This is a genomic window from Bradyrhizobium sp. AUGA SZCCT0182, assembly GCF_018130185.1.
Classification (GTDB): Bacteria; Pseudomonadota; Alphaproteobacteria; order Rhizobiales; family Xanthobacteraceae; genus Bradyrhizobium.
This window is the reverse complement of the sequence record NZ_JAFCLY010000001.1, coordinates 1-25,478: the sequence shown is the minus strand read 5'-3', so window position 1 is coordinate 25,478 and position 25,478 is coordinate 1. Positions and strand designations below refer to the sequence as shown.

The 25,478-nt window shown below is 64.3% G+C and carries 18 protein-coding genes and 1 pseudogene; 17 read left to right on the top strand and 2 right to left on the bottom strand.

Annotation, left to right across the window (positions count from 1 at the left end; genetic code table 11):
- Nucleotides 1-12: 12 nt before the first annotated feature.
- From JQ611_RS00090 to murD, 4 genes are all read left to right on the top strand, one after another.
- A complete protein-coding gene (locus JQ611_RS00090; protein ID WP_212464112.1) occupies nucleotides 13-1,467 on the top strand; it encodes a UDP-N-acetylmuramoyl-L-alanyl-D-glutamate--2,6-diaminopimelate ligase in 1,455 nt (484 codons plus the stop codon).
- Nucleotides 1,464-2,846 (top strand): UDP-N-acetylmuramoyl-tripeptide--D-alanyl-D-alanine ligase, encoded by a 1,383-nt coding sequence (gene murF / locus JQ611_RS00085; protein ID WP_212464110.1) that lies wholly within the window; start codon nucleotides 1,464-1,466, stop codon nucleotides 2,844-2,846. The genes JQ611_RS00090 and murF overlap by 4 nt, the downstream gene beginning before the upstream one ends.
- Before the next feature lie 163 nt (nucleotides 2,847-3,009).
- Nucleotides 3,010-4,116, top strand: a complete 1,107-nt coding sequence (gene mraY / locus JQ611_RS00080) for a phospho-N-acetylmuramoyl-pentapeptide-transferase (RefSeq protein ID WP_192738075.1) — start codon at nucleotides 3,010-3,012, stop codon at nucleotides 4,114-4,116.
- A gap of 128 nt (nucleotides 4,117-4,244) precedes the next feature.
- On the top strand, nucleotides 4,245-5,645 hold the full coding sequence (gene murD / locus JQ611_RS00075) for a UDP-N-acetylmuramoyl-L-alanine--D-glutamate ligase (protein WP_212464108.1): 1,401 nt from the start codon (nucleotides 4,245-4,247) through the stop codon (nucleotides 5,643-5,645).
- Nucleotides 5,646-5,774: 129 nt separating this feature from the next.
- Here the strand turns inward: murD and JQ611_RS00070 are convergent, their stop codons facing one another.
- Nucleotides 5,775-7,118 carry a GDSL-type esterase/lipase family protein gene (locus JQ611_RS00070; protein WP_212464106.1) on the bottom strand — a complete coding sequence of 448 codons (1,344 nt, stop codon included), beginning with the start codon at nucleotides 7,116-7,118 and terminating at the stop codon, nucleotides 5,775-5,777.
- A 139-nt stretch (nucleotides 7,119-7,257) separates the two neighbouring features.
- Here JQ611_RS00070 and ftsW point away from each other — a divergent pair, with 139 nt between their 5' ends.
- From ftsW to murC, 3 genes are all read left to right on the top strand, one after another.
- Entirely contained in the window at nucleotides 7,258-8,409 is a 1,152-nt protein-coding gene (gene ftsW / locus JQ611_RS00065) for a putative lipid II flippase FtsW (protein ID WP_212269901.1), read from the top strand.
- Between the two features lie 173 nt (nucleotides 8,410-8,582).
- Nucleotides 8,583-9,692 carry an undecaprenyldiphospho-muramoylpentapeptide beta-N-acetylglucosaminyltransferase gene (gene murG, locus JQ611_RS00060; protein ID WP_212269900.1) on the top strand — a complete coding sequence of 370 codons (1,110 nt, stop codon included), beginning with the start codon at nucleotides 8,583-8,585 and terminating at the stop codon, nucleotides 9,690-9,692.
- Nucleotides 9,693-9,857: 165 nt separating this feature from the next.
- Nucleotides 9,858-11,261 (top strand): UDP-N-acetylmuramate--L-alanine ligase, encoded by a 1,404-nt coding sequence (murC, locus tag JQ611_RS00055; RefSeq protein WP_212269899.1) that lies wholly within the window; start codon nucleotides 9,858-9,860, stop codon nucleotides 11,259-11,261.
- A gap of 56 nt (nucleotides 11,262-11,317) precedes the next feature.
- On the opposite strand, the gene JQ611_RS00050 is transcribed toward murC, so the two are convergent.
- The gene (locus JQ611_RS00050; RefSeq protein WP_212464104.1) at nucleotides 11,318-11,608 is read right to left on the bottom strand and encodes a GIY-YIG nuclease family protein; all 291 of its coding nucleotides are present in this window, start codon (nucleotides 11,606-11,608) and stop codon (nucleotides 11,318-11,320) included.
- 101 nt (nucleotides 11,609-11,709) lie between these two features.
- Here JQ611_RS00050 and murB point away from each other — a divergent pair, with 101 nt between their 5' ends.
- The 10 genes and pseudogenes from murB to ligA all read left to right on the top strand — a co-directional run bounded on the left by murB (nucleotide 11,710) and on the right by ligA (nucleotide 24,916).
- Nucleotides 11,710-12,630 carry a UDP-N-acetylmuramate dehydrogenase gene (gene murB / locus JQ611_RS00045; RefSeq protein WP_212464102.1) on the top strand — a complete coding sequence of 307 codons (921 nt, stop codon included), beginning with the start codon at nucleotides 11,710-11,712 and terminating at the stop codon, nucleotides 12,628-12,630.
- Between the two features lie 121 nt (nucleotides 12,631-12,751).
- On the top strand, nucleotides 12,752-13,744 hold the full coding sequence (locus JQ611_RS00040) for a D-alanine--D-alanine ligase (RefSeq protein ID WP_212269896.1): 993 nt from the start codon (nucleotides 12,752-12,754) through the stop codon (nucleotides 13,742-13,744).
- 77 nt (nucleotides 13,745-13,821) lie between these two features.
- Nucleotides 13,822-14,156, top strand: a pseudogene (locus JQ611_RS41505) (D-alanine--D-alanine ligase); the annotation flags it as partial.
- The gene (locus tag JQ611_RS00035; RefSeq protein ID WP_212464101.1) at nucleotides 14,096-15,085 is read left to right on the top strand and encodes a cell division protein FtsQ/DivIB; all 990 of its coding nucleotides are present in this window, start codon (nucleotides 14,096-14,098) and stop codon (nucleotides 15,083-15,085) included. The pseudogene JQ611_RS41505 and the gene JQ611_RS00035, both read left to right, overlap by 61 nt.
- A complete protein-coding gene (gene ftsA / locus JQ611_RS00030; protein WP_212269894.1) occupies nucleotides 15,082-16,404 on the top strand; it encodes a cell division protein FtsA in 1,323 nt (440 codons plus the stop codon). The genes JQ611_RS00035 and ftsA overlap by 4 nt, the downstream gene beginning before the upstream one ends.
- Nucleotides 16,405-16,518: 114 nt before the next feature.
- On the top strand, nucleotides 16,519-18,321 hold the full coding sequence (gene ftsZ / locus JQ611_RS00025) for a cell division protein FtsZ (protein ID WP_212269893.1): 1,803 nt from the start codon (nucleotides 16,519-16,521) through the stop codon (nucleotides 18,319-18,321).
- Between the two features lie 353 nt (nucleotides 18,322-18,674).
- Nucleotides 18,675-19,628: a UDP-3-O-acyl-N-acetylglucosamine deacetylase gene (gene lpxC, locus JQ611_RS00020; protein ID WP_212269892.1), complete on the top strand. Its 954-nt coding sequence runs from the start codon at nucleotides 18,675-18,677 to the stop codon at nucleotides 19,626-19,628.
- 334 nt (nucleotides 19,629-19,962) lie between these two features.
- Nucleotides 19,963-20,862, top strand: a complete 900-nt coding sequence (locus JQ611_RS00015) for an outer membrane protein assembly factor BamD (RefSeq protein ID WP_212269891.1) — start codon at nucleotides 19,963-19,965, stop codon at nucleotides 20,860-20,862.
- A gap of 13 nt (nucleotides 20,863-20,875) precedes the next feature.
- Entirely contained in the window at nucleotides 20,876-22,549 is a 1,674-nt protein-coding gene (gene recN / locus JQ611_RS00010) for a DNA repair protein RecN (RefSeq protein ID WP_212464100.1), read from the top strand.
- A 210-nt stretch (nucleotides 22,550-22,759) separates the two neighbouring features.
- Nucleotides 22,760-24,916: an NAD-dependent DNA ligase LigA gene (gene ligA / locus JQ611_RS00005; RefSeq protein ID WP_212464099.1), complete on the top strand. Its 2,157-nt coding sequence runs from the start codon at nucleotides 22,760-22,762 to the stop codon at nucleotides 24,914-24,916.
- Nucleotides 24,917-25,478: the final 562 nt, after the last annotated feature.

Genomic DNA, 25,478 nt, shown 5'->3' with positions numbered 1-25,478 from the left:
GACTGGACGACCATGAAACTTCGCGACCTCTTCAGCAATGATGCCGCGATCGAGCCGCAGGCCGAATCTGTCGACGTGACGGGCCTGGCGGTGGACAGCCGCGCGGTGAAGCCGGGCGATTTGTTTTTCGCGCTCGCCGGCAGCAAGACCGATGGTTCGCGCTTTGTTGATTCAGCCATCGCCGCAGGCGCGGTCGCGATCGCGGGCGATCACGCTACCAGCGATCGCGTCCCGTTTGTCACCACGCCAAATCCGCGCCGCGCGCTGGCGCTGGCGGCGGCGAAATTTTATCCCAGGCAACCGCAGACGATTGCAGCCGTCACCGGCACGAGTGGAAAAACCTCGGTGGCGGCGTTCACGCGCCAGATCTGGCAACGGCTCGGCCATGCCTCCGCCAGCATAGGTACCATTGGTCTCGTTTCGCCGAAGCGCACCGTCTACGGCTCGCTGACGACGCCGGACCCGATCGCGCTGCATCGCCAGCTCGACGAGATCGCCGGCGACGGCGTCACCCATCTTGCCTTTGAAGCCTCGTCGCACGGGCTCGACCAATACAGGCTCGATGGCGTGCGCATCGCCGCCGGCGGCTTTACGAATCTTACGCGCGACCACATGGATTATCATCCCGACGTCGCGCATTACCTTAACGCCAAGCTGCGGCTGTTCCGCGATCTCGTCGTGGCTGATGGCGCCGCCGTGATCTCGGCCGATCATGATTGTTCGCGTGAGGTAATCGACGCCGCGCGGCAACGGAAACTGCGGATCATCGCCATCGGCCGCAACGCTGTTGGTATGGGCGAGGGCATCCGTCTGGTCGATGCAACCGTCGATGGCTTTGCGCAGAAGCTGACGCTCGAGCATTGCGGGCGCAGGCATATGATCAAGCTGCCGCTGGTCGGCGAATTCCAGATCGAGAATGCGCTGGTCGCGGCGGGGCTGGCGATCAGTACCGGCAGCGAGGCCGCGGCGGTGCTCGCCGGCCTCGAACATCTCGAAGGCGCCAAGGGCCGCCTCGAACAGGTCGGCGAACATAATGGCGCGCCTGTATTCGTCGACTACGCGCACAAGCCGGACGCACTGGCGAAAGCGCTGCAGGCGCTGCGGCCTTATGCGAAGCGCAAGCTGGTCGTGGTGTTCGGCTGCGGCGGCGACCGCGACGCCGGCAAACGTCCGTTGATGGGCGCGATCGCGGCCGAGAACGCCGACGGCGTCATCGTCACCGACGACAATCCGCGCAGCGAGAATCCGGAAAAGATCCGCGCCGCCATTCTGGAAGCCGCCAGGGGCGCCCGGGACATTGGCGACCGGGCGGAAGCCATCAAGGCCGGGATTGCGGCGTTGCAGCCGGGCGACGCGCTGTTGATCGCGGGCAAGGGTCACGAGACCGGCCAGATCGTCGGCGACAAGACGCTACCATTCAGTGATCACGACGCGGTGGCAGCCGCGCTGGCGGAGAGGAATGCATGAGCGCTGCGCCATTGTGGACGATTGCCGGGATTGCAAAGGCGCTGGGCCTTGCGGGTACATTTCCCGACACCGCGATCGATTTCGTCACGCAGGACAGCCGGCTGGTAAAACCCGGATGCCTGTTCGTGGCGCTCAGCGGCACGCCGAGCGGCGGCTTCATTTCGAGTTTCGCCAGCGCGCGCGACGGCTGGGAATTCGCCGACAAGGCGGAAGCCGCCGGCGCGGTGGCGATGATCGTGCCGCACAGGATCGAAGGCGTCAGTGTTCCGCAGCTGATCGTCAAGGATACGCTGATCGACGGTCTCTGGGGTTTGGCGCGCGCGGCGCGGGCGCGGTTCAAGGGCCCAGTGATCGGCCTAACCGGCAGCGCCGGCAAGACCAGCACCAAGGAATATCTCGCCGCCTATCCGAACGCCTATGCCAGCCCGAGCAGTTTCAATAATTTCTGGGGCGTGCCGCTGACGCTGTGCAATGCCAGCCCGAGCGCCTCGCTGTGGGTGGTGGAAATGGGCATGAACCAGACCGGCGAAATCGCACGGCTCAGCGAGCTGACGCAGCCGACCGTGGCGCTGGTGGTCAACGTCCAGCCGGTGCATCTGGAAAAGCTCGGCAGCCTGGAGGCGATCCGGCGCGAGAAGGTGAGCATCGCGCAGGGCCTCCCGCAAAATGGCGTGCTGGTGCTGCCGACCGACGTCGAAGCGCCGGAATGGAACGGCAAGCTTGTCCGCTTCGGCAATGGTTCGGAAGTGCATGAGTTGAAACACAGCCCCCATGGCGAAAGCTGGGACGTGTCAGCGCAAGTTGGCGGCAAACAGGTCGCGTTCGAACTGACGCCGGGTGCGCCGCATCGTCTGCAGAACGCGCTGGCCGCGCTGGCATCGATCCATGCCGCCAGCCTCGATGCAGCGGCGCTGGCCAAAGAGCTCGGCAAGGTCGGCATCATGACCGGGCGCGGGGTGGAGCAGACCGCCGCCGGCGTCACCGTGATCGACGACAGTTTCAACGGCAATCCGGCCAGCATGGTCGCGGCGCTCGACAGCCTGAAGGCGCGGCCAGTCAAGTTAGGCCGGCGTATCGCCATCATGGGTGACATGCTGGAACTCGGCCCCGACGCACCCGCCTATCATGTCAAGCTGGCCAGGGATCTGCCCGGCATCGACGGCGTCTATTGTGTCGGCCCGCTGATGCGCCATCTGTACGACCTGCTGCCGGCCAACAGCGCCCTCGGCTGGCACGACGACCCGGCCACGCTGGAGCCGCAGAAAATCGCCGCATTGTTGCAAAGCGGTGACGTCGTGGTGGTCAAGGGCAGCAAAAAGATGTTCTGGGTCAACAAGTTTGTGCCCAAGCTGCTGGCCGCCTTACAGGCAAAAGCGTAAACTGACCGGGCTGACCCACCCGTGATTTCCGTGGTGATTCGCTGACGCGCCGCCGCGATCGTGACCAGGATTTGCTTGGTTTCTAGGATGAAAACGATTGTCAACGCGCTTGCAATGCGCTTACCCGGCAAGACGGCGCAAGCCGCGCAATAGGGCATATTGAATGTTTTACTGGCTGATCGAGCTTTCCAACACCGTCCCCGCTTTCTCCTTTTTGCGCGGCCTCCTCAACGTATTCCGCTACATCACCTTCCGCACCGGCGGGGCGATGGTGACGGGCGCGCTGTTCGTGTTCCTGTTCGGCCCCTGGATCATCGATCACTTAAGGCTGCGGCAGGGCAAGGGCCAGCCGATCCGCACCGATGGTCCGGCCTCGCACATCATCGCCAAGAAGGGCACGCCGACGATGGGCGGGCTGATGATCCTGTCCGGCCTCGTCGTCTCGACGCTGCTGTGGGCCAACCCGCTCAATCCCTATGTCTGGATCGTGCTGGCGGTGACGCTCGGCTTCGGCTTCGTCGGCTTCTATGACGATTATCTGAAGGTGACGAAACAGACCCATAGCGGTTTTGCCGGCAAGTTTCGTCTCGCCATCGAAGGCGTGATCGCGCTGATCGCCTGTTACGCGCTGGTGCGCCTCGGGCGCGACGTGACCTCGACCTCGCTGGCGATTCCTTTCCTGAAGGACATGGTGTTCAATTTCGGCTGGTTCTTCGTGATCTTCGGCGCCTTCGTCATCGTCGGCGCCGGCAACGCGGTCAATCTGACCGACGGTCTCGACGGTCTTGCGATCGTCCCCGTGATGATCGCGGCCGCCAGCTTCGGCATGATCGCCTATCTGACCGGCAACGCGGTGTTCTCCGACTATCTGCAGATCAGATACGTCGCCGGCACTGGTGAGCTTGCGGTGCTGTGCGGCGCGGTGCTCGGCGCCGGATTGGGATTCCTGTGGTTCAACGCGCCGCCGGCCTCGATCTTCATGGGCGACACCGGCTCGCTCGCGCTTGGCGGCATGCTGGGGGCGACCGCGGTTGCGGTCAAACACGAGATCGTGCTGGCCGTGATCGGCGGCCTGTTCGTGCTGGAAGCGGTTTCCGTGATCGTGCAGGTGGTGTCGTTCAAGCTGACCGGCAAACGCGTATTCCGGATGGCGCCGCTGCATCATCATTTCGAGCAGAAAGGCTGGACCGAACCGCAGATCGTGATCCGGTTCTGGATCATCTCGGTGATGCTGGCGCTGGCCGGCCTCTCCACGCTGAAGCTGCGGTGATGGTCTTGCAATCCCACCACTGTCGTTCCGGGGCGCGCGAAGCGCGAACTATGATGCGCAATTGCGCATCTGAGAACCTCGAGATTCCGGATAACCGCTGCGCGGTTTCCGGAATGACGGGCTAACCCATGATCCCCGTCACTTCCTTCGCGGGCAAGACGGTCGCCGTGTTCGGGCTCGGCGGCTCCGGACTCGCGAGCTGCCACGCGCTGAAGGCGGGCGGCGCGGAGGTGATTGCCGGTGACGACAGCGCCGACAATGTCGCCAAGGCGGCGCAGGAAGGTTTCATCACCGCTGACTTGCGCAAGGTCCCCTGGGATAATTTCGCCGCGCTGATATTGACCCCCGGCGCGCCGCTGACCCATCCGGCGCCGCATTGGTCCGTGCTGATGGCCCGGCAGGCCGGCGTCGAGGTGATCGGCGATATCGAATTGTTCTGCAGGGAACGAAGGCGTCACGCACCCGATGCGCCGTTCGTCGCCATCACCGGGACCAACGGAAAATCCACCACCACGGCGCTGATCGCGCATCTGATGAAGGTTGCCGGTTACGATACCCAGATGGGCGGCAATATCGGCACCGCGATCCTGTCGCTGGAGCCGCCGCGGATGGGGCGGGTGCATGTGATCGAGATGTCATCGTATCAGATCGATCTGGCACCCTCGCTCGATCCGTCGGTCGGCATTCTGCTCAATGTCAGCGAAGACCATATCGATCGCCACGGCACGCTGGAGCACTACGCGGCGGTGAAGGCGCGGCTGGTTGCCGGCGTGCAGCCGCAGGGCAGCTCCATCGTCGGCGTCGACGACGGCTGGTGCCGCAACATTGCCGACCGGCTCGATCAGGCCGGCAAGCGCGTGGTGCGCATCTCCGTGAAAAACCCGCTGCCCGACGGCGTCTATGTCGAGCGCGAAACCATCGTTCGTGCTTCCGGCGGCGCGCGGAGCGAAATCGCAAAGCTCGGCGGCATCGGTTCATTGCGCGGCCTGCACAACGCCCAGAATGCGGCGTGCGCCGCGGCCTGCGCGCTGGCGATGGGGATCTCGACCGACATCCTGCAGAACGGCCTGCGCAGCTTTCCCGGGCTCGCCCACCGCATGGAGCAGGTCGGTCGCCGCGGCAATGTGCTGTTCGTCAACGATTCCAAGGGCACCAATGCGGACGCGGCGGCGCATGCGCTGTCGTCCTTTGGCGACATCTTCTGGATCGCCGGCGGCAAGCCGAAACTCGGCGGCATTACCAGCCTCACCGAATATTTCCAGCGCATCCGCAAAGCCTATTTGATCGGCGAGGCGGCGCAGGAGTTTTCCGGCACGCTCGGGACCCGCGTGCCGCACGAGATTTCGCAGACGCTCGATGTTGCCGTCGCCAGCGCCGCGCGCGACGCCGAAGCCTCAGGCCTCACTGACCCCGTAGTCCTGCTGTCGCCGGCCTGCGCCTCATTCGACCAGTACCGCAACTTCGAAATCCGCGGCGCGAAGTTTCGCGATCTCGTCACGGCGATGCCGGGTGTGAAGCCGGTGGTGTGACGGATGTGTCGTCATGGCCGGGCTTGTCCCGGCCATCCACGTCTTGCTTTCTTGCCGGAGGTGCCAAAGACGTGGATGCCCGGGACGAGCCCGGGCATGACGAGGAGAGAGTCTCCTAACCTCACTGCGCTATTGCTTCTTCGCACTTCGACCGGTTCGCGCTGGCTTGAACAGATCGAGGTCGATCGCCTGGCCCATCGCCAGATAACCCGTGCGATTGGGATGCAGCTTGTCGCCGGCGCCTCCCGTCGTGCTGTCGGGCACGAACTCCGGCTTGAGGCCACCCGATTGCGGATCGAGCGTCGCCTTGTCGAAATCGATCACGCCGTCGAATGTGCCTGATGCACGGATGAAGTCGTTCAGCGCCTTTCGCTTGGTGTCCTGTTCGGCGAAACCATGCGCCGCGCTGGAACTTCCCAATGCCGTGGTCACGGTGGCGCCGATCACGCGGACATTCGGCCATTTCGCGCGCAGCCGGGCGACGCCTTCCTTCATCGCCGCGATGACCTTGTCGCTTTCGGCGTTGCCGTTCTTGCTGAAGTCGTTGATGCCTTCCAGCCAGATCAGGCTGGAGATGCCGGAGAGCGTCAGCACGTCGCGGTCGAGCCGCTGGCCCGAGGCGGGGCCGCCGGCGAATGGTTTGCTTGCGCCGTACTCGGCAGGTCCGGCGATCTGGTTGCCGCCGATGCCGCCATTCACCACCGCGACCTTGTTGCCATGGATTGCCTTGAGGCGGCGCGAGAGCACGTTGGGCCAGCGGTCGTCGCCGTTCATGGTGGACGCGGTGCCGTCGGTAATGGAATCGCCGAACGCCATGATGGCGAACGCATCCGTGGGCGCGGTCATCTCGATCGCATCGAGGAAAAACCAGGATGCGGTCGTGTAGGGGAAGGCCGCCTCGTCCTCCAAGGTGCCTTTGGATCCGGCGCCGGGCGCGGTGACGTAAGAGGTCGTCAGCGCCTTGGCGTGCCAGGTCATCGGACCGCTCTCACCGGCGATGTGAAAGCTCACCGCGAGCTTGCGGCCGGCGAGGTTGTCGGGCTGCCCTGCGAACGGCAGCGTGACCGCGTCGCTCCAGACCGAGGTGCCGGGTGGGACGGTGATGGACATCTTGCCGCCAAACGTCACCAGGCGATTGGAGCCGCGGAGCAGCGCCGCACTGCCCAATTGCAGGCCGGCACAAACGCCGTCGAACGTCACGGGCTTGGTGCCGAAGGCGTTGCTGAAACGGAGGCGCGCCTGGCGGCCCCACAAATCGGGCCGCACGATCAGGCGAAAGGTCTGGTCCCGCGCGCCCGCCGCAGGATCGGGGAAGGCGAATTTCTGGTCGGGCTGGGCGGAGGGGTTACCGACGGGATAGGGGCCCTGGACCGAACCCGTCCAGGAAACCACCCAGTTCTCGTCCTTGGCGGATGCGCCCTGAAGCGATGCGACGAGCAGCGATGCTGCGACGAGACAGGTGAGCGACTGCATGGTTTCCCCTTTGATTTTGGGGCCCACCCTATAGCCGCGGGCGCAAATCTTGAAACCGAAAATTTGACGGACCCTATTAACCCCTTGGAAACCATCCTCCGCCACCAATGGACGTTACCTCTGCCATTTGGGGACGCCCATGCTCGCCCGTGACCAACGCACCCCGTTCTCGGAATGGTGGTGGACCGTGGATAGACTGCTGCTCGCGGCGATTATCGCGCTGGTCGTGGGCGGCGTCATCCTGTCGCTGGCGGCGAGCCCGCCGGTGGCGACAAGGATCGGGCTCGATCCCTTCCACTTCTTCAACCGGCACGTGATGTTCCTGCTGCCGTCCTTCATCGTGCTGATCGGGGTATCCTTCATGTCCCCGAAACACATCCGCCGCGGGGCGCTCTTGGTATTTGCGGTCTCGATCGTGCTGATCGTGGCGACGCTGGTGTTCGGCGCCGAGGTCAAGGGTTCGCGGCGCTGGATCACGCTGCTCGGCGTCAACATCCAGGCCTCGGAATCCGCCAAGCCCGCTTTCGTCGTGATCGCTGCGTGGCTGTTTGCGGAATCGACCAAGCGTCCGGAGATGCCGGCGACCTCGATGGCGATGGTGCTGTTGTTGATGCTGGTGTCGCTCTTGGTGATGGAGCCGGATTTCGGCCAGACCATGCTGATCCTGATGGTGTGGGGCGCGCTGTTCTTCATCGCGGGCATGCGGATGATCTGGGTGGCCGGTCTTGCCGGCGCCGCCGCAGCCGGATTGTTCGGCGCGTATCTGTTGGTGCCGCACGTCGCGCACCGCATCAAACGCTTCATGAATCCCGGCTCGGGCGATACGTTCCAGCTCGACATGGCGATGGATGCATTCTGGAACGGCGGCTGGTTCGGGCTCGGGCCCGGCGAAGGCATCGCCAAGCGCAGCCTGCCGGACAGCCACACCGACTTCGTGTTCGCGGTGGCGGCGGAAGAGTTCGGCATCATTCTGTGCCTGGCGCTGGTGGCATTGTTCGCCTTTGTCGTGATCCGCACATTGCTGCGCGCCTATGCCAGCGAGGACATGTTCTCCCGGTTTGCCGCTTCCGGCCTCGCCATCCTGTTCGGCGTGCAGGCCGCCATCAACATGGCGGTCAATTTGCAGCTGATCCCCGCCAAGGGCATGACCCTGCCGTTCATCTCCTATGGCGGCTCCTCGTTCCTCTCGCTGGCTTACGGCGTCGGCATGATGCTGGCGCTGACGCGGCAGCGGCCGCGCACCGAGATCGAGTCGCAGAACAATGCCAACTCGGTGCGGAGTTACGCCTAGGCGCTCGTGTCCCGGACAAGCGAAGCGCAGATCCCCCAGGATGTCGCGCCAATGGGCCCCGGTTCAGCAGCGCACCACGCCGCGAAAGGCGGCGCGCTGCGCTGCGCCCGGGGCAAGAGAACCGCATTCGTCGCCGCTCGCAATGACGGCTTGTTGTCTATAAAAGACCTCCCATGGAAAAAAACGCACGCCTGATTTTACTCGCGGCCGGCGGCACCGGCGGCCATTTGTTTCCGGCCGAAGCGCTCGGCGTCGAGCTGATCAAACGCGGTTTTCGCGTGCGGCTCGCGACCGACGCCCGCGCGCTGCGCTACAGCGGCTTGTTCTCCAGGGCCAATGACAATATCGACGTGGTGCCGAGTGAGACTGTGCGTGGCCGCAATCCGATCTCGCTGGCGCGCACCGCTGTCATGCTCGGCTACGGCGGCCTCATAGCGCTGAACCTGGTGCGGCGGCTGAAGCCATCAGCCGTGATCGGCTTCGGCGGCTATCCGACGCTGCCGCCGCTGATGGCGGCCAGATGGCTCGGCGTGCCCAGCCTCATTCACGACGCCAACGCGGTGCTCGGCCGCGCCAACCGGTTTCTCTCAAGCCGCGTCAACGCGATCGCGACCTCGCTGCCGGGCGTGCTCGACCGCGATCCGGCGCTGGCAAGCAAGGCAACGACGGTGGGCACGCCGATGCGTCCGGCGATCCTGGCCGCCGCCGCTATACCCTTTGCTTCGCCGGAGGCGAACGGACCGCTTCGCCTGCTGGTGGTCGGCGGCAGCCAGGGCGCGCGCGTGATGAGCGACATCGTGCCACCGGCGATCGAACGGCTGGAGCCGGTGCTGTGGAGCCGGCTGATCCTGACGCAACAGGTGCGGGAAGAAGACATGGCGCGGGTGCGCGCGATCTATGACCGGCTCAAGATCAACGCCGAGCTGGCGCCGTTCTTCACGGATTTGCCGGCGCGGCTGGCCTCCAGCCATCTGGTGGTCTCGCGCTCCGGCGCCGGCACGGTGGCCGAGCTCGCCGCGATCGGCCGGCCCTCGATCCTGGTGCCGCTGCCCGGCGCGATCGATCAGGACCAGTTCGCCAATGCCGGCGTGCTGGCCAAGGTCGGCGGCGCGCTGCGCATCGCGCAGGCGGAGTTCACGCCGGACCGCCTGGCTTCCGAAATTTCCGCATTCGCCGCCGAGCCGGCGAAGCTTACCGAGATGGCCGCCGCCTCCCGCACTGTGGGCAGGCTGGACGCTGCCGAGCGGCTGGCCGATCTGGTGCAGAAAGTTGCCGGAATCTAGGCGGAAAAAGCTCTTGTCATGCCCCGCGAAAGCGGGGCATCCAGTACATCGCGCCGCTGATTGGACACACTGGCGGCGCGGAGTACTGGATCGCCCGCTGGAGCCTGTCATCGGGCGGCCATTCGGCCGACCCGTTGGCGGGCGATGACAGCCAAGGATTGACGCATGAGACTGCCGCGCGAGATCGGACCCATCCACTTCGTCGGAATCGGCGGCATTGGCATGAGCGGCATCGCCGAGGTTTTGTGCAATCTCGGCTATACCGTGCAGGGTTCGGACGCCTCTGAAAGCGGCAACGTCACGCGGCTGCGCGACAAGGGCATATCAGTCTCGGTCGGCCACAAGGCCGAGAATGTCGACGGCGCCGACGTGGTGGTGGTCTCGACCGCGATCAAGCGCGACAATCCCGAATTGATGGCGGCGCGCGCCCAGCGCATTCCCGTGGTGCGCCGCGCCGAAATGCTGGCCGAACTGATGCGGCTGAAAAGCTGCGTCGCGATCGCCGGCACCCATGGCAAGACCACGACGACGACGATGGTCGCAACGCTGCTCGACGCCGGCGACCTCGATCCGACCGTGATCAATGGCGGCATCATCAATGCCTATGGCTCCAACGCGCGATTGGGCGCGGGCGACTGGATGGTGGTGGAGGCCGACGAGAGCGACGGCACGTTCCTGAAGCTGCCGTCCGATGTCGTGATCGTCACCAACATCGATCCCGAGCATCTCGATCACTTCAACACTTTCGAGGCGATCCAGGATGCATTCCGCAATTTCGTCGAGAACGTGCCGTTCTACGGCTTTGCCGTGATGTGCACCGATCATCCTGTGGTGCAGACCCTCGTCGGCAAGATCGAGGATCGCCGCATCATCACCTATGGCGAGAACCCGCAGGCCGATGTGCGGCTGTTTGACCTTACGCCGATGGGCGGCGGCTCGAAATTCAAGGTCGTGTTCCGCAACCGCAAGACCGGCGCGACGCACGAGATACCCGACATCATGCTGCCGATGCCGGGACGCCACAACGCATCGAATGCGACGGCGGCGATCGCGGTGGCGCATGAACTCGGCATTTCCGACGAGGTGATCCGCAAGGCGATGGCGGGTTTTGGCGGCGTCAAGCGGCGCTTTACCAAGACCGGCGAATGGAACGGCGTCACCATCATCGACGATTACGGCCATCACCCGGTCGAGATCGCAGCGGTGCTGAAGGCGGCGCGCGAATCCACCAACGGCAAGATCGTCGCCGTGGTGCAGCCGCATCGCTTCACCCGGCTGCAATCGCTGTTCGAGGAGTTTTGTACCTGCTTCAACGACGCCGATGCGGTCGTCGTCGCCGAAGTCTATCCGGCCGGCGAGGCGCCGATCGAGGGAATCGATCGCGACCATTTCGTGCTCGGCCTGCGCGCGCACGGCCATCGCGAGGTGATTCCGCTGCAAAATTCTTCCGAACTGGCCAAGGTGATCAGCGGCATCGCGGACAATGGCGATTACGTGGTCTGCCTCGGCGCCGGCAACATCACGCAATGGGCCTACGCGCTGCCCGGCGAATTGAAGGCGCTGGGGTGATGGGCCAGATGACTTTAGAGCCGTCATGGCCGGGCTTGTCCCGGCCATCCACGTCTTTACTGCGTGATCGTCGGATAGAGGTCGTCCCAATCTGGATTTGCCGCGACGATCGTCCGAACTTTCCAGGCACGCGACCAATGCTTGATGTTGTGTTCGCGCTGGATGGCATCTCGGATGTCGTCAAATTGCTCGAAATAGACCAGCCGCTTCAAGCCGTATCGCTTGGTAAAGCCGTCGACGAATCCCGAGCGATGCTCGAATATTCGGCGGACAAGATCGCTTGTCACGCCGACATAGAGGATACCATTCGGACGATTGGTCAGAATGTAAACATAGCCGCCTGCCATGCGGGTAGTCTGCAAGACGTGGATGGCCGGGCACAGGCGAGCGGAAGCGACGCCGTTCTTCGAACGGCTATGCCCGGCCATGACGAGTTGAGAGAGCTTTCGTGACCTTCCCCGACATCACCCCCGATCTCAAAACCGCGATGCCCGACCTGCGCGGGCGGCTGCTGGCGAACCAGTCGCTGGCGGAGCTGACCTGGTTTCGCGTCGGCGGTCCGGCGCAGGTGCTGTTCACGCCGTCGGATGAAGATGATCTCGCGTACTTCCTGAAAAAACTGCCGAACGAATTGCCGGCCTATGTCGTCGGCGTCGGCTCCAATCTGATCGTGCGCGATGGCGGCATTCCCGGCGTCGTGATCCGCTTGTCGCCGCGTGCGTTCGGCGAGACCCGGGCCGATGGCGACGTCGTGATCGCAGGCACGGCCGCGCTCGACAAGCGGGTGGCGGAAACCGCGGCATCCGCCACTATCGGCGGCATGGAATTCTTGTTCGGCATTCCCGGCACGATCGGCGGCGCGCTGCGCATGAATGCCGGCGCCAATGGCAGCGAGACCAAGGACGTCCTGATCGAGGCCACCGGCGTCGGCCGCGACGGCACGAAACATGTCTTCAGCAATGCCGACATGAAGTTCGTCTATCGCAACAGCGGCGTTGATCCTTCCATCATCTTCACCTCCGCGCGTTTCCGCGGCGCCATTGCGGCGCCCGAAACCATCCGGGCGCGGATGGAGGAAGTGCAGAACCATCGCGAGACCGCGCAGCCTATCCGCGAAAAGACCGGCGGGTCGACCTTCAAGAACCCGCCCGGCAACAGCGCCTGGAAGCTGATCGACGCCGCCGGCTGCCGCGGCCTGCGCGTCGGCGGCGCCCAGGTGTCGGAAATGCACTGCAACTTCCTGATCAATACTGGCAACGCGACCGGGCATGACATTGAAACGCTGGGTGAAACGGTGCGTGCGCGGGTTAAGGAAAACTCCGGAATCGAGTTACACTGGGAAATCAAGCGGATCGGAATTCCAACATAGTCGTCATTCCGGGGCGCGCGAAGCGCGAACCCGGAATCTCGAAATGATATAGGCAAGAGAGATTTCGGGTCTGCTCCTTCGGAGCATCCCGGAATGACGAAGCAGCGAGAAAGCAAGGCTGATGCGGATTACCATTCTCTTCGGCGGCACCAACAAGGAGCGGCTGGTTTCAGTGGCGAGCGCGCAGGCGCTGCATCGTGCCTTGCCGGAGGCGGATCTGTGGTTCTGGCACGTCGCCGACACCGTGCACGACGTGAAGTCGGAAACCCTGCTCAATCACCAGCGTCCGTTCGAGGACGAGTTCGACCCCGGCAATCGCGGCATCGCATTTGAAGCGGCGCTCGATAAAGCGAAAGCCGAAGATCGCGTGCTGGTGCTCGGCCTGCACGGCGGCCGGGCGGAGAACGGCGAACTGCAGGCGATGTGCGAGCTGCGCGGCATTCCCTTCACCGGGTCCGGCTCGGCGTCCTCAAATCTGGCCTTCGACAAGACCGCGGCCAAGCGCTTTGCGGCGATTGCGGGCGTGGAGACGCCGGTAGGCATCGCGCTTGATGATATCGATGCCGCGTTCGCCGAATACGGCAAGCTGATTGCGAAACCGGCGCGGGACGGATCGAGCTACGGCCTGATCTTCGTCAACGCCAAGCAGGACCTCGTCGCGGTCCGCAACGCCGCCAAGACAGAGGACTATCTGATCGAGGCATTCGTTTCCGGCACCGAAGCCACCTGTGGCGTGTTGGAGCGATCCGACGGCACCATCATGGCGCTGCCGCCGGTCGAAATCATCCCGGGCGAGGGCGCGTTCGACTACACGGCAAAATACCTGCTCAAATCGACCCAGGAGATCTGCCCTGGCCGGTTTTCGCCCGAGATCACCGCTGCCCTGATGGATCAGGCGCACCGGGCGCACCGGGCACTGTCATGCAGCGGCTATTCGCGGAGCGATTTCATCGTCTCGGCCAAGGGGCTGGTCTATCTCGAGACCAACACCTTGCCGGGGCTGACCGCCGCCTCGCTCTATCCGAAGGCGCTGAAGGCCCAGGGAATCGATTTTTCCGATTTCCTGCGCGACCAGATCGTACTGGCCGAAAAGCGTGTCGACAGGCGGGGGTGATTCGCCGAGTTAATGCGTCAGGTGAGGGAACCCACCCGGCCCAGATGAAATATTACTAAAATCCTAACCAATGCCCGGCAAACTACTCACAAGGCTGCTCAAAACACGCCGCTGACCGGTCAGATTTACCCTTTGTTTACCAGGAAGTCCGAAGGTTAACGCTGGCGGCGCATGTGGCGCTTGGCTGCCGGGGCGTAAGCTGTTGCGGATTTCCGCTTCGACGATCGCATCGAGGGAAAAATGGCCTCCTCACAACCGAGGTCTTGAGCCCAACCCGGCATCACCGAGACATCACGTGCGCCAGAGCCCGCAAGCCTTTTTGCGGGAACAACTTTTTGACGAGCTCGTGCAATGGATGGTGCAGGACGCCTCGCTCGATCGCTGCGATCGCTGGGGCCCCAAGCTGACCTGAAAGCCGCCGCTATCGGAGCGGTCGTGCTGTTGCGCGAGCGGCTGGGCCTGCGCGCCCGCGTGCGGGCGAAGCGGGTAATCGACCGCGAGCCGCCGCATCGCCTGATCCTGTGGCTCGAACGTTACCTCCCCAATCGTGCCGGCGTCGCCCTGACCGTGCTGATGCTGCTCGGCAGCGCCTTGCTCGGTGTCGTCAAGGGCGGCCATGTCGACGAGTTCGTCGGTGCGCTCAGCGATACCCGCAACGCGCTGGCGAATTCGGCCGGTTTCCGCATCACCGAGGTGGCCATCAACGGCCGCAAGCAGTTGAGCCAGGATGAAGTGCTCGCGATCGGCGGCGTCAACGGCCGCTCATCGCTGCTGTTCCTCGATGCCGCCACCGTGCGCGACAAGCTCAAGACCAATCCCTGGATATCGGACGCCGCGATCCTGAAGCTTTATCCCGGCCGGTTGCAGATCGACATCGTCGAGCGTACCGCGTTCGCGCTGTGGCAGCAGGACGGCCGGCTGTCCGTCATCGCCGAGGATGGCGCGGTGCTCGAACCCTATATGTCGCGGCGCTTCATCTCGTTGCCGCTGGTGGTGGGCAAGGGCGCCGCCGACAAGGCGCGGGACTTCCTGACGCTGCTGGATCGCTATCCGCAGGTCCGCAGCGTGACCAAGGCTGCGATCTATGTCGGCGAACGGCGCTGGAACCTGCGCCTCAAGGACGGTCTCGATATCCGCCTGCCGGAACACGATGTCGGCAATGCGCTGGCGCTGCTGAGCAAGCTCGACAAGGAGGACAGGCTGTTCTCCCGCGACATCGTCGTGGTCGACATGCGCCTGCCGGACCGGCTGACGGTGCTGTTGTCCGAAGACGCGGCGAAGGCCCGCGAGGAACTGTTCAAGGACAAGAAGACCAAGAAAAAAGCCGGTGACGCAGCATGACCGGCCTCGATCGCAACCAGACCCCGAAGACGCGGCCGATGGCGCAGAAGCGCACCGCGCTGGTGGCCTCGCTCGACATCGGCACCAGCAAGATCGCCTGCATGATCGCGCGGCTGAAGCCGTCGCCGCCGAACGAGGCACTGCGCGGCCGCAGCCACGCGGTCGAGCTGATCGGTTACAGCCAGATCCAGTCGCGCGGCGTCAAGGCCGGCGCCGTGGTCGATCTTGCCGAATGCGAACAGGCCGTGCGCCAGGCGGTGGCGCTGGCCGAACGCATGGCCAAGGTCCGCGTCGAATCCGTCTTGCTGTCGGTCTCCGGCGGCCGGCTGCAGGGCCAGCTGGTCGAAGCCGCCGCCGATATCAGAGGCGGCTCGGTCACCTCGGAAGATGTCACCCGCGTGACGTCCACCGGCATGCGCCACGCCACCGGCGAAGGCCGCACTGTGCTGCATGCGCTGCCGGTCGGCTACACGCTGGATGGCGTCAAGGGCATCCGCGATCCCCGCGGCATGGTGGCGCGGCAGTTCGGCGTCGACATGAACGTCGTGACGGCGGATGCGACGGTGGCCAAGAACCTGATGCTGGTGGTCGAGCGCTGCCACCTCAACGTCGAGGCCATGGCCGCAAGTCCTTATGTGGCCGGCCTTTCGGTCCTCACCGACGACGAAGCCGACATCGGCGCCGCCGTGGTCGAGATGGGCGCGGGATCGACCACGATCGCGACCTATTCGGCCGGACGCTTCGTGCACGCCTCGGGGTTTGCGGTCGGCGGGCAACACATGACGATGGATCTTGCACGCGGCGTCGGCGCATGCATTGCGGATGCCGAGCGAATCAAGACCTTATACGGCACCGTGCTGACCGGCGGGTCAGACGCGCGCGAGTTGATGTCCGTACCCACCGCAGGCGATGACGCGCGCGATGCGCCGCAGATCGTCTCGCGCGCCACGATCGCGAACATCGTCCGGCATCGCGCCGAGGAGATCTTTGAAATGGTCCGGGACCGGCTCGCGGATTCCCCCTTTGCGGCAGAGCCGCGGGCGCGGGTTGTCCTGAGCGGCGGCGCGTCCCAGCTCACCGGCACCGTCGAGCTTGCCACCCGCATTCTCAACCGGCCGGTCCGGATCGGCCGTCCGCTCGGCTTCGGCCGGCTGCCCAATGAGGCCAAGAGCGCTTCGTTCGCGGTGCCTGCGGGCCTTCTGGTCTATCCGCAATACGCACACCTTGAACACGTCGAACCGCGGCATACGCGGCAGCTCAGGACAGGGACTGACGGCTATTTCGGAAGGGTCGGACGATGGCTGCGAGAGGGCTTCTGATGACCGGTTTTCATACCAAACGACATTCACAAACTCCTGCACCAACTCCTGCACCCACTCCTGCGGCCGTCGGCCGGGGCGAACCAACGCGCGCGTATTAATCGAGAGGCAACCATGGCACTCAATCTGACACCCCCTGACATCAGCGAGCTGAAACCGCGGATCACCGTCTTCGGCGTCGGTGGAGCAGGCGGCAATGCCGTCAACAACATGATCACTGCCGGGTTGCAGGGCGTCGATTTCGTCGTCGCCAATACCGACGCGCAGGCGCTGACCATGTCCAAGGCTCAGCGCATCGTGCAGATGGGCACGCAAGTGACCCAGGGCTTAGGTGCCGGATCGCAGCCCGATGTCGGTGCGGCCGCGGCCCAGGAGGTCATCGACGAGCTCCGCGATCATCTCACCGGCGCCAACATGGTGTTCGTCACCGCCGGCATGGGCGGCGGCACCGGCACCGGTGCAGCCCCCGTGATCGCCAAGACCGCGCGCGAGATGGGCATCCTCACCGTCGGCGTGGTGACAAAGCCGTTCCACTTCGAAGGCCAGCGCCGCATGCGCACCGCCGAATCAGGCATTGCCGAACTGCACAAGGTGGTCGACACGCTCCTGATCATCCCGAACCAGAACCTGTTCCGGGTCGCCAACGAAAAGACCACCTTCGCCGACGCCTTTGCGATGGCCGACCAGGTGCTCTACTCGGGCGTCGCCTGCATCACCGACCTGATGGTCAAGGAAGGCCTCATCAACCTCGACTTCGCCGACGTCCGCGCCGTGATGCGTGAGATGGGCAAGGCGATGATGGGCACCGGCGAAGCCACCGGCGAGAAGCGCGCGCTGACCGCGGCCGAAGCCGCGATCGCCAACCCGCTGATCGACGATAGCTCGATGAAGGGGGCGCGCGGCCTGTTGATCTCGATCACCGGCGGCAAGGACCTGACCCTGTTCGAAGTCGACGAAGCCGCAACCCGCATCCGCGAGGAAGTCGACCAGGACGCCAACATCATCGTCGGCGCGACCTTCGACGAAAACCTCGACGGCGTGATCCGCGTCTCCGTCGTGGCCACCGGCATCGAACAGGCGCTGATCGCGCGCAACGCGGCAGCGCCTGCCGCTGTCGTGACCAACGCGCCCGCCTCGACGCCGGACACCCGTCTGGCCGATCTGACCGCACGGCTGCGTGCTGACAACCAGCGCCTTGCCGACCGCGCCCAGAAGCTCGAGGCGCCCGTGCAGCAGGCCTCGCCGCCCCCGGTTCCCGCCGCCGCCCCGCAGCAACGCGCGTCCAGCAGCGTCGAGCGTGCCGCGCTCGCCGCCATTGCCGCGGCGGTCGCTCCGGAAGTGCCGCAAGCCCAGGCGCCGTTGCAGCCCGGTTCCTATGGCGACGTCACGGTTCGCCCGATTGCCCAGAAGCCCACGCTGTTCCCGGATCACAACGAGGCAGCCCGCGCCGAGCCGGAACCGCAGGCAGCGTTGCCGGAGACCTTCATCCCGCAGGCGGCCGAACGTCCGCCCGCCCGCAGCCCGCGGATGCCGAAGTTCGAGGACCTTCCGATGACGGCCCAGGCCGAGATCCGGCAGGCTCGCGGCGAGCAGGAAGAAGAGCATCCGCAGAAGGCCCGGCTGTCGCTGCTGCAGCGCCTGGCCAATGTCGGCCTCGGCCGCCGCGACGAAGAGAGCGAGCCGCCGATCGCGGCCCGCGCTTCCGGTCCGGCGATGGCGCCGCTGCCGCCGCTCCCCGAGCGCAAACCGCAGCGTTCCGTCGCCCAGCAGATGGGCAACGAGCCGGTATCGGAGTATGCCCGCCGTCCGGCGCCGCAGGGTCTGGATGTCCATGGCCGCCCCGCACCTGTTGCCGCGCAGCCACAGGGCGACGACCATCTTGATATCCCGGCCTTCCTCCGGCGGCAGTCCAACTGAGGTTTTGTTACAATTCAGGCAACCCAAAAGGCCCCGGCGGTTTCAGTCGGGGCCTTTTTCTTGGGCACGAGAGGCTTCACAGCTTCGTAATCAAGTCACTGATATTAAATGATTAATTATGAGTTCCGTGATCTGATGCGGCGGCTGGGACGAGGCCGGACCGCGCCGGAATTTGGTTAAGCCTTGGCGCGAATGCGGCAGAGATAGGGTAACAATCGGTAAAAAAGCGTGAGTTGTGCGCTTGAGGGCAGTGACTATGGTCTGCCGTGACTTGGGGATACCGGAAGCAGATTCGACGCGAAAGCGGACCTTTTCTGTCTAAAGGTATAAGTCGGGTAGTGGGCGATTATCGAATGAAGTTCAGCCGTCAGACAACGCTTCGGTCGCAAGCCACCGTGACGGGTGTCGGCGTACATTCTGGTTTACCCGTTAATCTGACTATCGGACCTGCGCCTGTCGACGCAGGTTTTATTTTTGTCCGCACCGGTCTGGACGATGCCGACCGTGAAGTTCCCGCCATCGCTGATTCTGTGATTGCCACCGACTTTGCGACCGTACTGGGCGACCGCCAGGGCCCGCTCGTTTCCACCGCCGAGCACGTGCTTGCTGCGCTGCGGGGCATGGGTGTCGATAACGCCACCATCGAAGTCGATGGCCCGGAAGTTCCGATCATGGACGGCAGCGCGGCTGCCTTCGTTGCCGCCATCGATCAGGCAGGCATCGTGACCCAGTCCGCCGCGCGCCGCTTCATCCAGGTGCTGAAGCCGGTGCAGGTCTCGCTCGGTGATTCCTTTGGCGAACTGCGCCCTTATGCCAACGGTTTCCGCGCCGAGGTCGAGATCGACTTCGCGAATCCGGTGATCGGCCGCCAGAGCTATTCGCTCGATCTGAGCCCCGAAAGCTTCCGCCGCGAGATTTCCCGCGCCCGGACCTTCGGCTGCATGAATGACGTGGCGCGGCTCTGGAGCGCCGGTTTCGCGCTCGGCGCGTCCTTTGAGAATTCGGTGGTGTTCGACGAGACCCGTCTGCTCAACACCGAAGGCCTGCGCTACAGCGACGAATGCGCCCGCCACAAGGTGCTGGACGTGATCGGTGATCTCGCGCTGGCCGGCCTGCCGCTGCTCGGCGCCTACCGGTCGTCGCGTGGCGGCCACAAGCTAAACCACGCGGTGCTGACGGCCCTGATGGCCGATCGCAGCGCCTGGCGGGTGGTCGAGGCCGAACCGGCACGCCGCCCCCGCGTCGAAGCCGGCGCCGGAATGGTCGGCGGTATGGTTGCCCCGGCCTATGGCCCGGACGTGTCCTGACTTTCGATTTCGAAATGTCCTGAAGCCGGCTTTCCGGCCGCCCATTCCAATTTCCGTAGTAACCACAATTAGTAACGATGGTGTCTTGCCGCCTTAATCCGGGCGAAATGCCTGCGTATTCGGTTGGTTAAGGACCATTTTTCGGCTAGATAGGCCCGCGGTTGCAAGACAGGGCGCCACGAATACTGAGCGCTTGGGAATATGGGGCCGGGGAATATTGGGCTTGGGGAATATTGCGTTCATGACCGCGGTTCATGGATGGACGGGCTCACCAACCGCACCGCTACCAACTGCGTAGCTACAACTGCGTAAAAGGCGTCAGGTCTCACATTTCATGTCGGCACAGCGTATGACGCTCGAACCATGCAAATCATCCGGCCTTTATCGGGTCGGCCGGTCGCTCCGGCTGGCGGCGGGCCTGATCGCGCTGGCCGTCCCCTTGAGCGGATGCGGCACCGGTTCGCTGTGGGACAAGTTCACCGCCAAGGACGACACCTTCATCGAGGAGCCCGCGGACAAGCTCTACAATGAGGGCTTGTACCTGATGAACCAGCGCAAGGATGCGAAGGCGGCGACGAAGAAATTCGAAGAGGTCGACCGGCAGCATCCTTATTCCGACTATGCGCGCAAATCGCTGCTGATGTCGGCGTACTCGTTCTACTCAGCCGGCGACTATGATGGCTGCATTGGCGCGGCGACCCGTTACGTCACGCTGCATCCGGGCAGCCCCGACGCCGCCTACGCGCAATATCTGATCGCGGCTTCCCATTATGACCAGATCCCCGATATTTCGCGCGATCAGGGGCGCACCGAAAAGGCGATCGCCGCGCTCGAAGAGGTGATTCGCAAATATCCGACCTCGGAATACGCCACCAGCGCCAAGGCCAAGCTCGAAGGCGGGCGTGACCAGCTTGCCGGCAAGGAAATGGATGTCGGCCGCTATTACATGAAAAAGCGCGACTACACCGCGGCGATCAACCGCTTCAAGACCGTGGTCACCCGCTACCAGACCACGCGCCATGTCGAGGAGGCGCTGTTCCGCCTCACCGAGGGCTATATTGCGATCGGCATCGTCGGCGAAGCGCAAACCGCCGCCGCCGTCCTTGGGCACAATTTTCCTGACAGTCGCTGGTACAAGGACGCCTATAATCTAGTAAAGTCCGGCGGTCTCGAGCCGAGCGAGAATCAGGGTTCCTATATTTCCAGGGCCTTCAAGAAGATGGGTCTCGGCTAGGAATTTAGTTCGCATGCTGGCCCGTCTGTCGATCCGTGACATCGTCCTGATCGAACGGCTCGATATCGAGTTTTCCCGTGGCCTCGCGGTGCTGACCGGGGAGACCGGCGCGGGCAAATCCATCCTGCTCGATGCCTTCGCGCTGGCGCTCGGCGGCCGCGGCGACGCCGGGCTGGTCCGCCATGGCGTGGAGCAGGGACAGGTCACCGCCACCTTCGACGTGCCCAAGGGCCATCCGGCCGCAAAGATCCTTTCCGAAAACGGCCTCGACGATACCGGTGAAATGATCCTGCGCCGCGTGCAGCTTGCCGACGGCCGCACCCGCGCCTTCGTCAACGATCAGTCGATCAGCGTGCAGACGCTCAAGGCCGTCGGTGCTGCGCTGGTCGAGATCCACGGCCAGCACGACGAGCGTGCGCTGGTCGATGCCTCGACCCACCGGCAACTGCTAGACGCCTTCGCCGGGCTGGAAAAAGACGTGGCTGCGCTGGAAACGCTGTGGGATATCCGGCGCACCGCCAACGCCGCGCTCGACGCCCACCGCGCCGGCATGGAGCGCGCCGCCCGTGAAGCCGACTACCTCCGCCACGCCTCCGACGAATTGAAAGCGCTGCGGCCCAGGGAAGGCGAGGAGACCCTGCTCGCCGAACGCCGCACCACGATGATGCAGGGCGAAAAGATCGCCAGCGATCTGCGCGAGGCGCAGGAGGCCGTCGGCGGCAACCATTCGCCGGTGCCGGCGCTGGCGGCCGCGGTGCGGCGGCTGGAACGCCGCGCCGCCAATTCGCCCGCGCTGGTCGAGCCCGCGGTGAAGGCGATCGATATCGCGATCAACGCGCTGGAGGAGGCCGATCAGCATCTGAGCGCCGCGCTGATTGCCGCCGATTTCGATCCGGCCGAGCTGGAGCGGATCGAGGAGCGGCTGTTTGCGCTGCGCGCCGCCTCGCGCAAATATTCGACGCCGGTCGAGGGGCTGGCGGCGCTGGCCGCGAAATACGCCTCCGACGTCGCGCTGATCGATGCCGGCGCGGACCAATTGAAGAAGCTGGAATCCGCCGCTGATGAAGCCGACAAGCGCTATGCTGCCGCAGCAACCAAACTCTCCGCCGCCCGCACCAAAGCTTCGGAAAAGCTCAACAAGGCCGTCAACGCCGAACTGGCGCCGCTGAAGCTCGAGCGCGCAAAATTCATGGTGCAGGTCGAGACCGACGCCGCATCGCCGGGCCCGCAGGGCATCGATCGCGTCGAGTTCTGGGTCCAGACCAATCCCGGCACCAAGCCGGGGCCGATGATGAAGGTCGCCTCCGGCGGCGAGCTGTCGCGCTTCTTGCTGGCGCTCAAGGTGGTGCTGTCCGACCGCGGCTCGGCGCCCACGCTGGTGTTCGACGAAATCGATACCGGCGTCGGCGGCGCGGTGGCGGATGCGATCGGCGCCCGGCTGGCGCGGCTTGCCGGCAAGGTCCAGGTCATGGCGGTGACGCACGCGCCGCAGGTCGCCGCCCGCGCCAACCATCATCTCCTGATTTCCAAGGACGCGATGGACAAGGGCAAACGCGTCGCCACCCGCGTCAACGCACTCGCCGCCGACCACCGCCGCGAGGAAATCGCCCGCATGCTGGCAGGGGCGGAGATTACTGCGGAAGCCCGCGCTGCGGCGGACCGGTTGCTCCGCGCGGCGACGGCGTAACGTTTCTCGTGTCCCGGACGCGGTGCAGCGCTCTTCGCGCTGCTCCCGCAGAGCCGGGACCGACAAAAGACTGTTGTTGTTGACCCCGGATCAGCAGCGCACCGTCCGAGTCGCGCGACGCGCGATCTTGAACGCGCTGCACAGCATCCGGAGAACGCCTGAGTTCCTTCCCATCTTTTCTCCAAACTATCTTCATCGTATTGATCGGTCATGGCCAAGACAGCAAAGACAAAGACCCTTACCGACGTCGCCAAGCTGACCAAGGCCCAGGCCAAGGTCGAGTTGATGCGACTGGCACTGGAGATCGAGGCGCATAACGAGCGCTACTACCAGAAGGATGCGCCGACCGTCTCGGATGCGGCTTACGACGCATTGCGTCAACGGCTGGAGGCGATCGAGGCAAAGTTTCCCGATCTGGTCACCACAGATTCGCCGACGCAAAAAGTCGGCGCGGCGCCGGCGCGCGGGTTCGCAAAAGTGCAGCACGCCGTTGCCATGCTGTCGCTCGGCAACGCCTTCAGCGACGAGGACGTCACCGAATTCGTCGATCGCGTCAGGCGCTTCCTCAAGCTCGATGCCGATCATATTCCGGCGCTGGTCGCGGAACCGAAGATCGACGGCCTGTCGCTGTCGCTGCGCTACGAGAACGGCGAACTGGTCCGCGCAGCTACCCGCGGCGACGGCTTTACCGGCGAGGACGTCACCGCCAATGTCCGCACCATCAAGGATATTCCGCACACGTTGAGGGGCCGCAGCATTCCGGCGGCCTGCGAAATGCGCGGCGAAGTTTACATGCTCAAGAAGGATTTTCTCGAGCTGAACAAGAAGCAGGCGGAAGCTGACGATACGGTGTTTGCCAATCCGCGCAATTCGGCGGCGGGCTCGCTGCGCCAGAAAGATGTTTCGATCACCGCGTCGCGGCCGCTGAAGTTCTTTGCCTATACCTGGGGTGAGATGAGCGAGCGGCCGGCCGATACGCAGCACGGCATGCTGGAGTGGATGGACAAAGCCGGCTTTGTCGTCAATCCGCGGACCGAGCTTTGCAAGAATGTCGATGACGTCTTGAAATTCTACGGCAAGATCGGCGAAGAGCGCGCCACGCTCGGTTACGACATCGACGGCGTGGTCTACAAGGTCGACCGGCTCGACTGGCAGGATCGCCTCGGCTTCGTGTCGCGCAACCCGCGCTGGGCGATTGCGCACAAATTCGCGGCCGAGCAGGCGACCACGATCCTCAACGGCATCGACATCCAGGTCGGCCGCACCGGCGCGCTGACGCCGGTGGCGCGGCTCGAGCCGGTCACGGTCGGCGGTGTCGTCGTTTCCAACGCGACGCTGCACAATGAGGATTACATCAAGGGCATCGGCAACGACGGCAATCCGATCCGCGACGGCGTCGACCTGCGCATTGGCGACACCGTCGTCGTTCAGCGCGCCGGCGACGTGATCCCGCAGGTCGTCAGCGTCGTCATGGACAAGCGGCCGAAAAACGCAAAACCGTACAAATTTCCGGAAACCTGTCCGGTGTGCGGCAGCCATGCGGTGCGCGAGGAAGACGAGGCGGTGCGGCGCTGCACCGGCGCTCTGATCTGCCCGGCGCAGGCGACAGAGCGGCTGAAGCATTTCGTCTCGCGGCTTGCGTTCGATATCGACGGCCTCGGCGACAAGCAGATCCAGGAGTTCTACGAGGAAGGCCTCGTGATGTCGCCGGTCGACATCTTCACGCTGCAGAAGCGTGACGCCCGCTCCACCAGCAAGCTGATGCAACGCGAGGGCTATGGCGAGACCTCGGTGCGCAACCTGTTCAACGCGATCGACGCCCGCCGCAGCATCGAGCTGCACCGTTTGATCTACGGGCTCGGTATCCGTCACGTCGGCGAGGGCAATGCCAAGTTGTTGGCGCGGCATTACCACACGATCGATAATTTTCGCGAGGCGATGCTGGCGGCCGCCAAGGGCACGAAGGATGACGAGAACACCACCGAGGCCTATCAGGACCTCAACAATATCGGCGGTATCGGCGAGATCGTGGCTGAAGCCGTTGTCGAGTTCTTTGCCGAACCGCGCAATGTGAAGGCGCTCGGCGAACTCCTGCGCGAGATCGAGGTGAAGGCGGCCGAACGGCCGCGCAAGAGCTCGCCGGTCTCGGACAAGACCGTGGTGTTCACGGGGTCGCTGACCAAATTCACCCGCGACGAAGCCAAGGCGGTGGCGGAACGTCTGGGCGCCAAGGTCGCGGGCTCGGTGTCGAAGAAGACGGACTATGTCGTTGCCGGCGAGGATGCCGGCTCCAAGCTCACAAAGGCGCGCGAGCTGGGGGTCGCCGTGCTGACCGAAGATGAGTGGCTGACGCTGATCGGGGAGTGATGGCTCTCTCTCGTCATTCCGGGGCGCGCGTAGCGCGAACCCGGAATCTCGAGATTCCGGGTTCGATGCTGTCGCATCACCCCGGAATGACGGAGAGAGATGCGACAAAACGACCCGACGGGCAAATCAGTTCCGATTATCGGAATTCGTGTCAAGTCCCAGAATAAAAAATATTTCTGTTTACCAGAATACAAATCAGGGGCATATATCTGCCCATCCCGTCCTACTCAGAAGGGCGTCGGCCGTCGTCACGGACGTTGGACGGGTTGCGGTGGACGCTGGTTTGCGCTGAGACGACGGCGTGGATAAGCGTACGGCAAAACCGTGTGGTCCTGGCGCCCGTTGCAGGCGTGAAGCTGTTGGAGAAGCGCAAGCGGAAACGGCAGCGACGGAGTCAACCAAGAACTCGTCTCCGGGGAGATCACGGCATAAGCCGTAAAGCCATTGCGCAGGGAAGGTCGGGTGTTCTCCGCTGCCCTGTATGCTCGTGTGCATTTTGTTTTGTGCTAACCGCACGCGAGACCGCGGGTGCAGCGCGCACCCGGTCTTCCCTGCGCCCTCT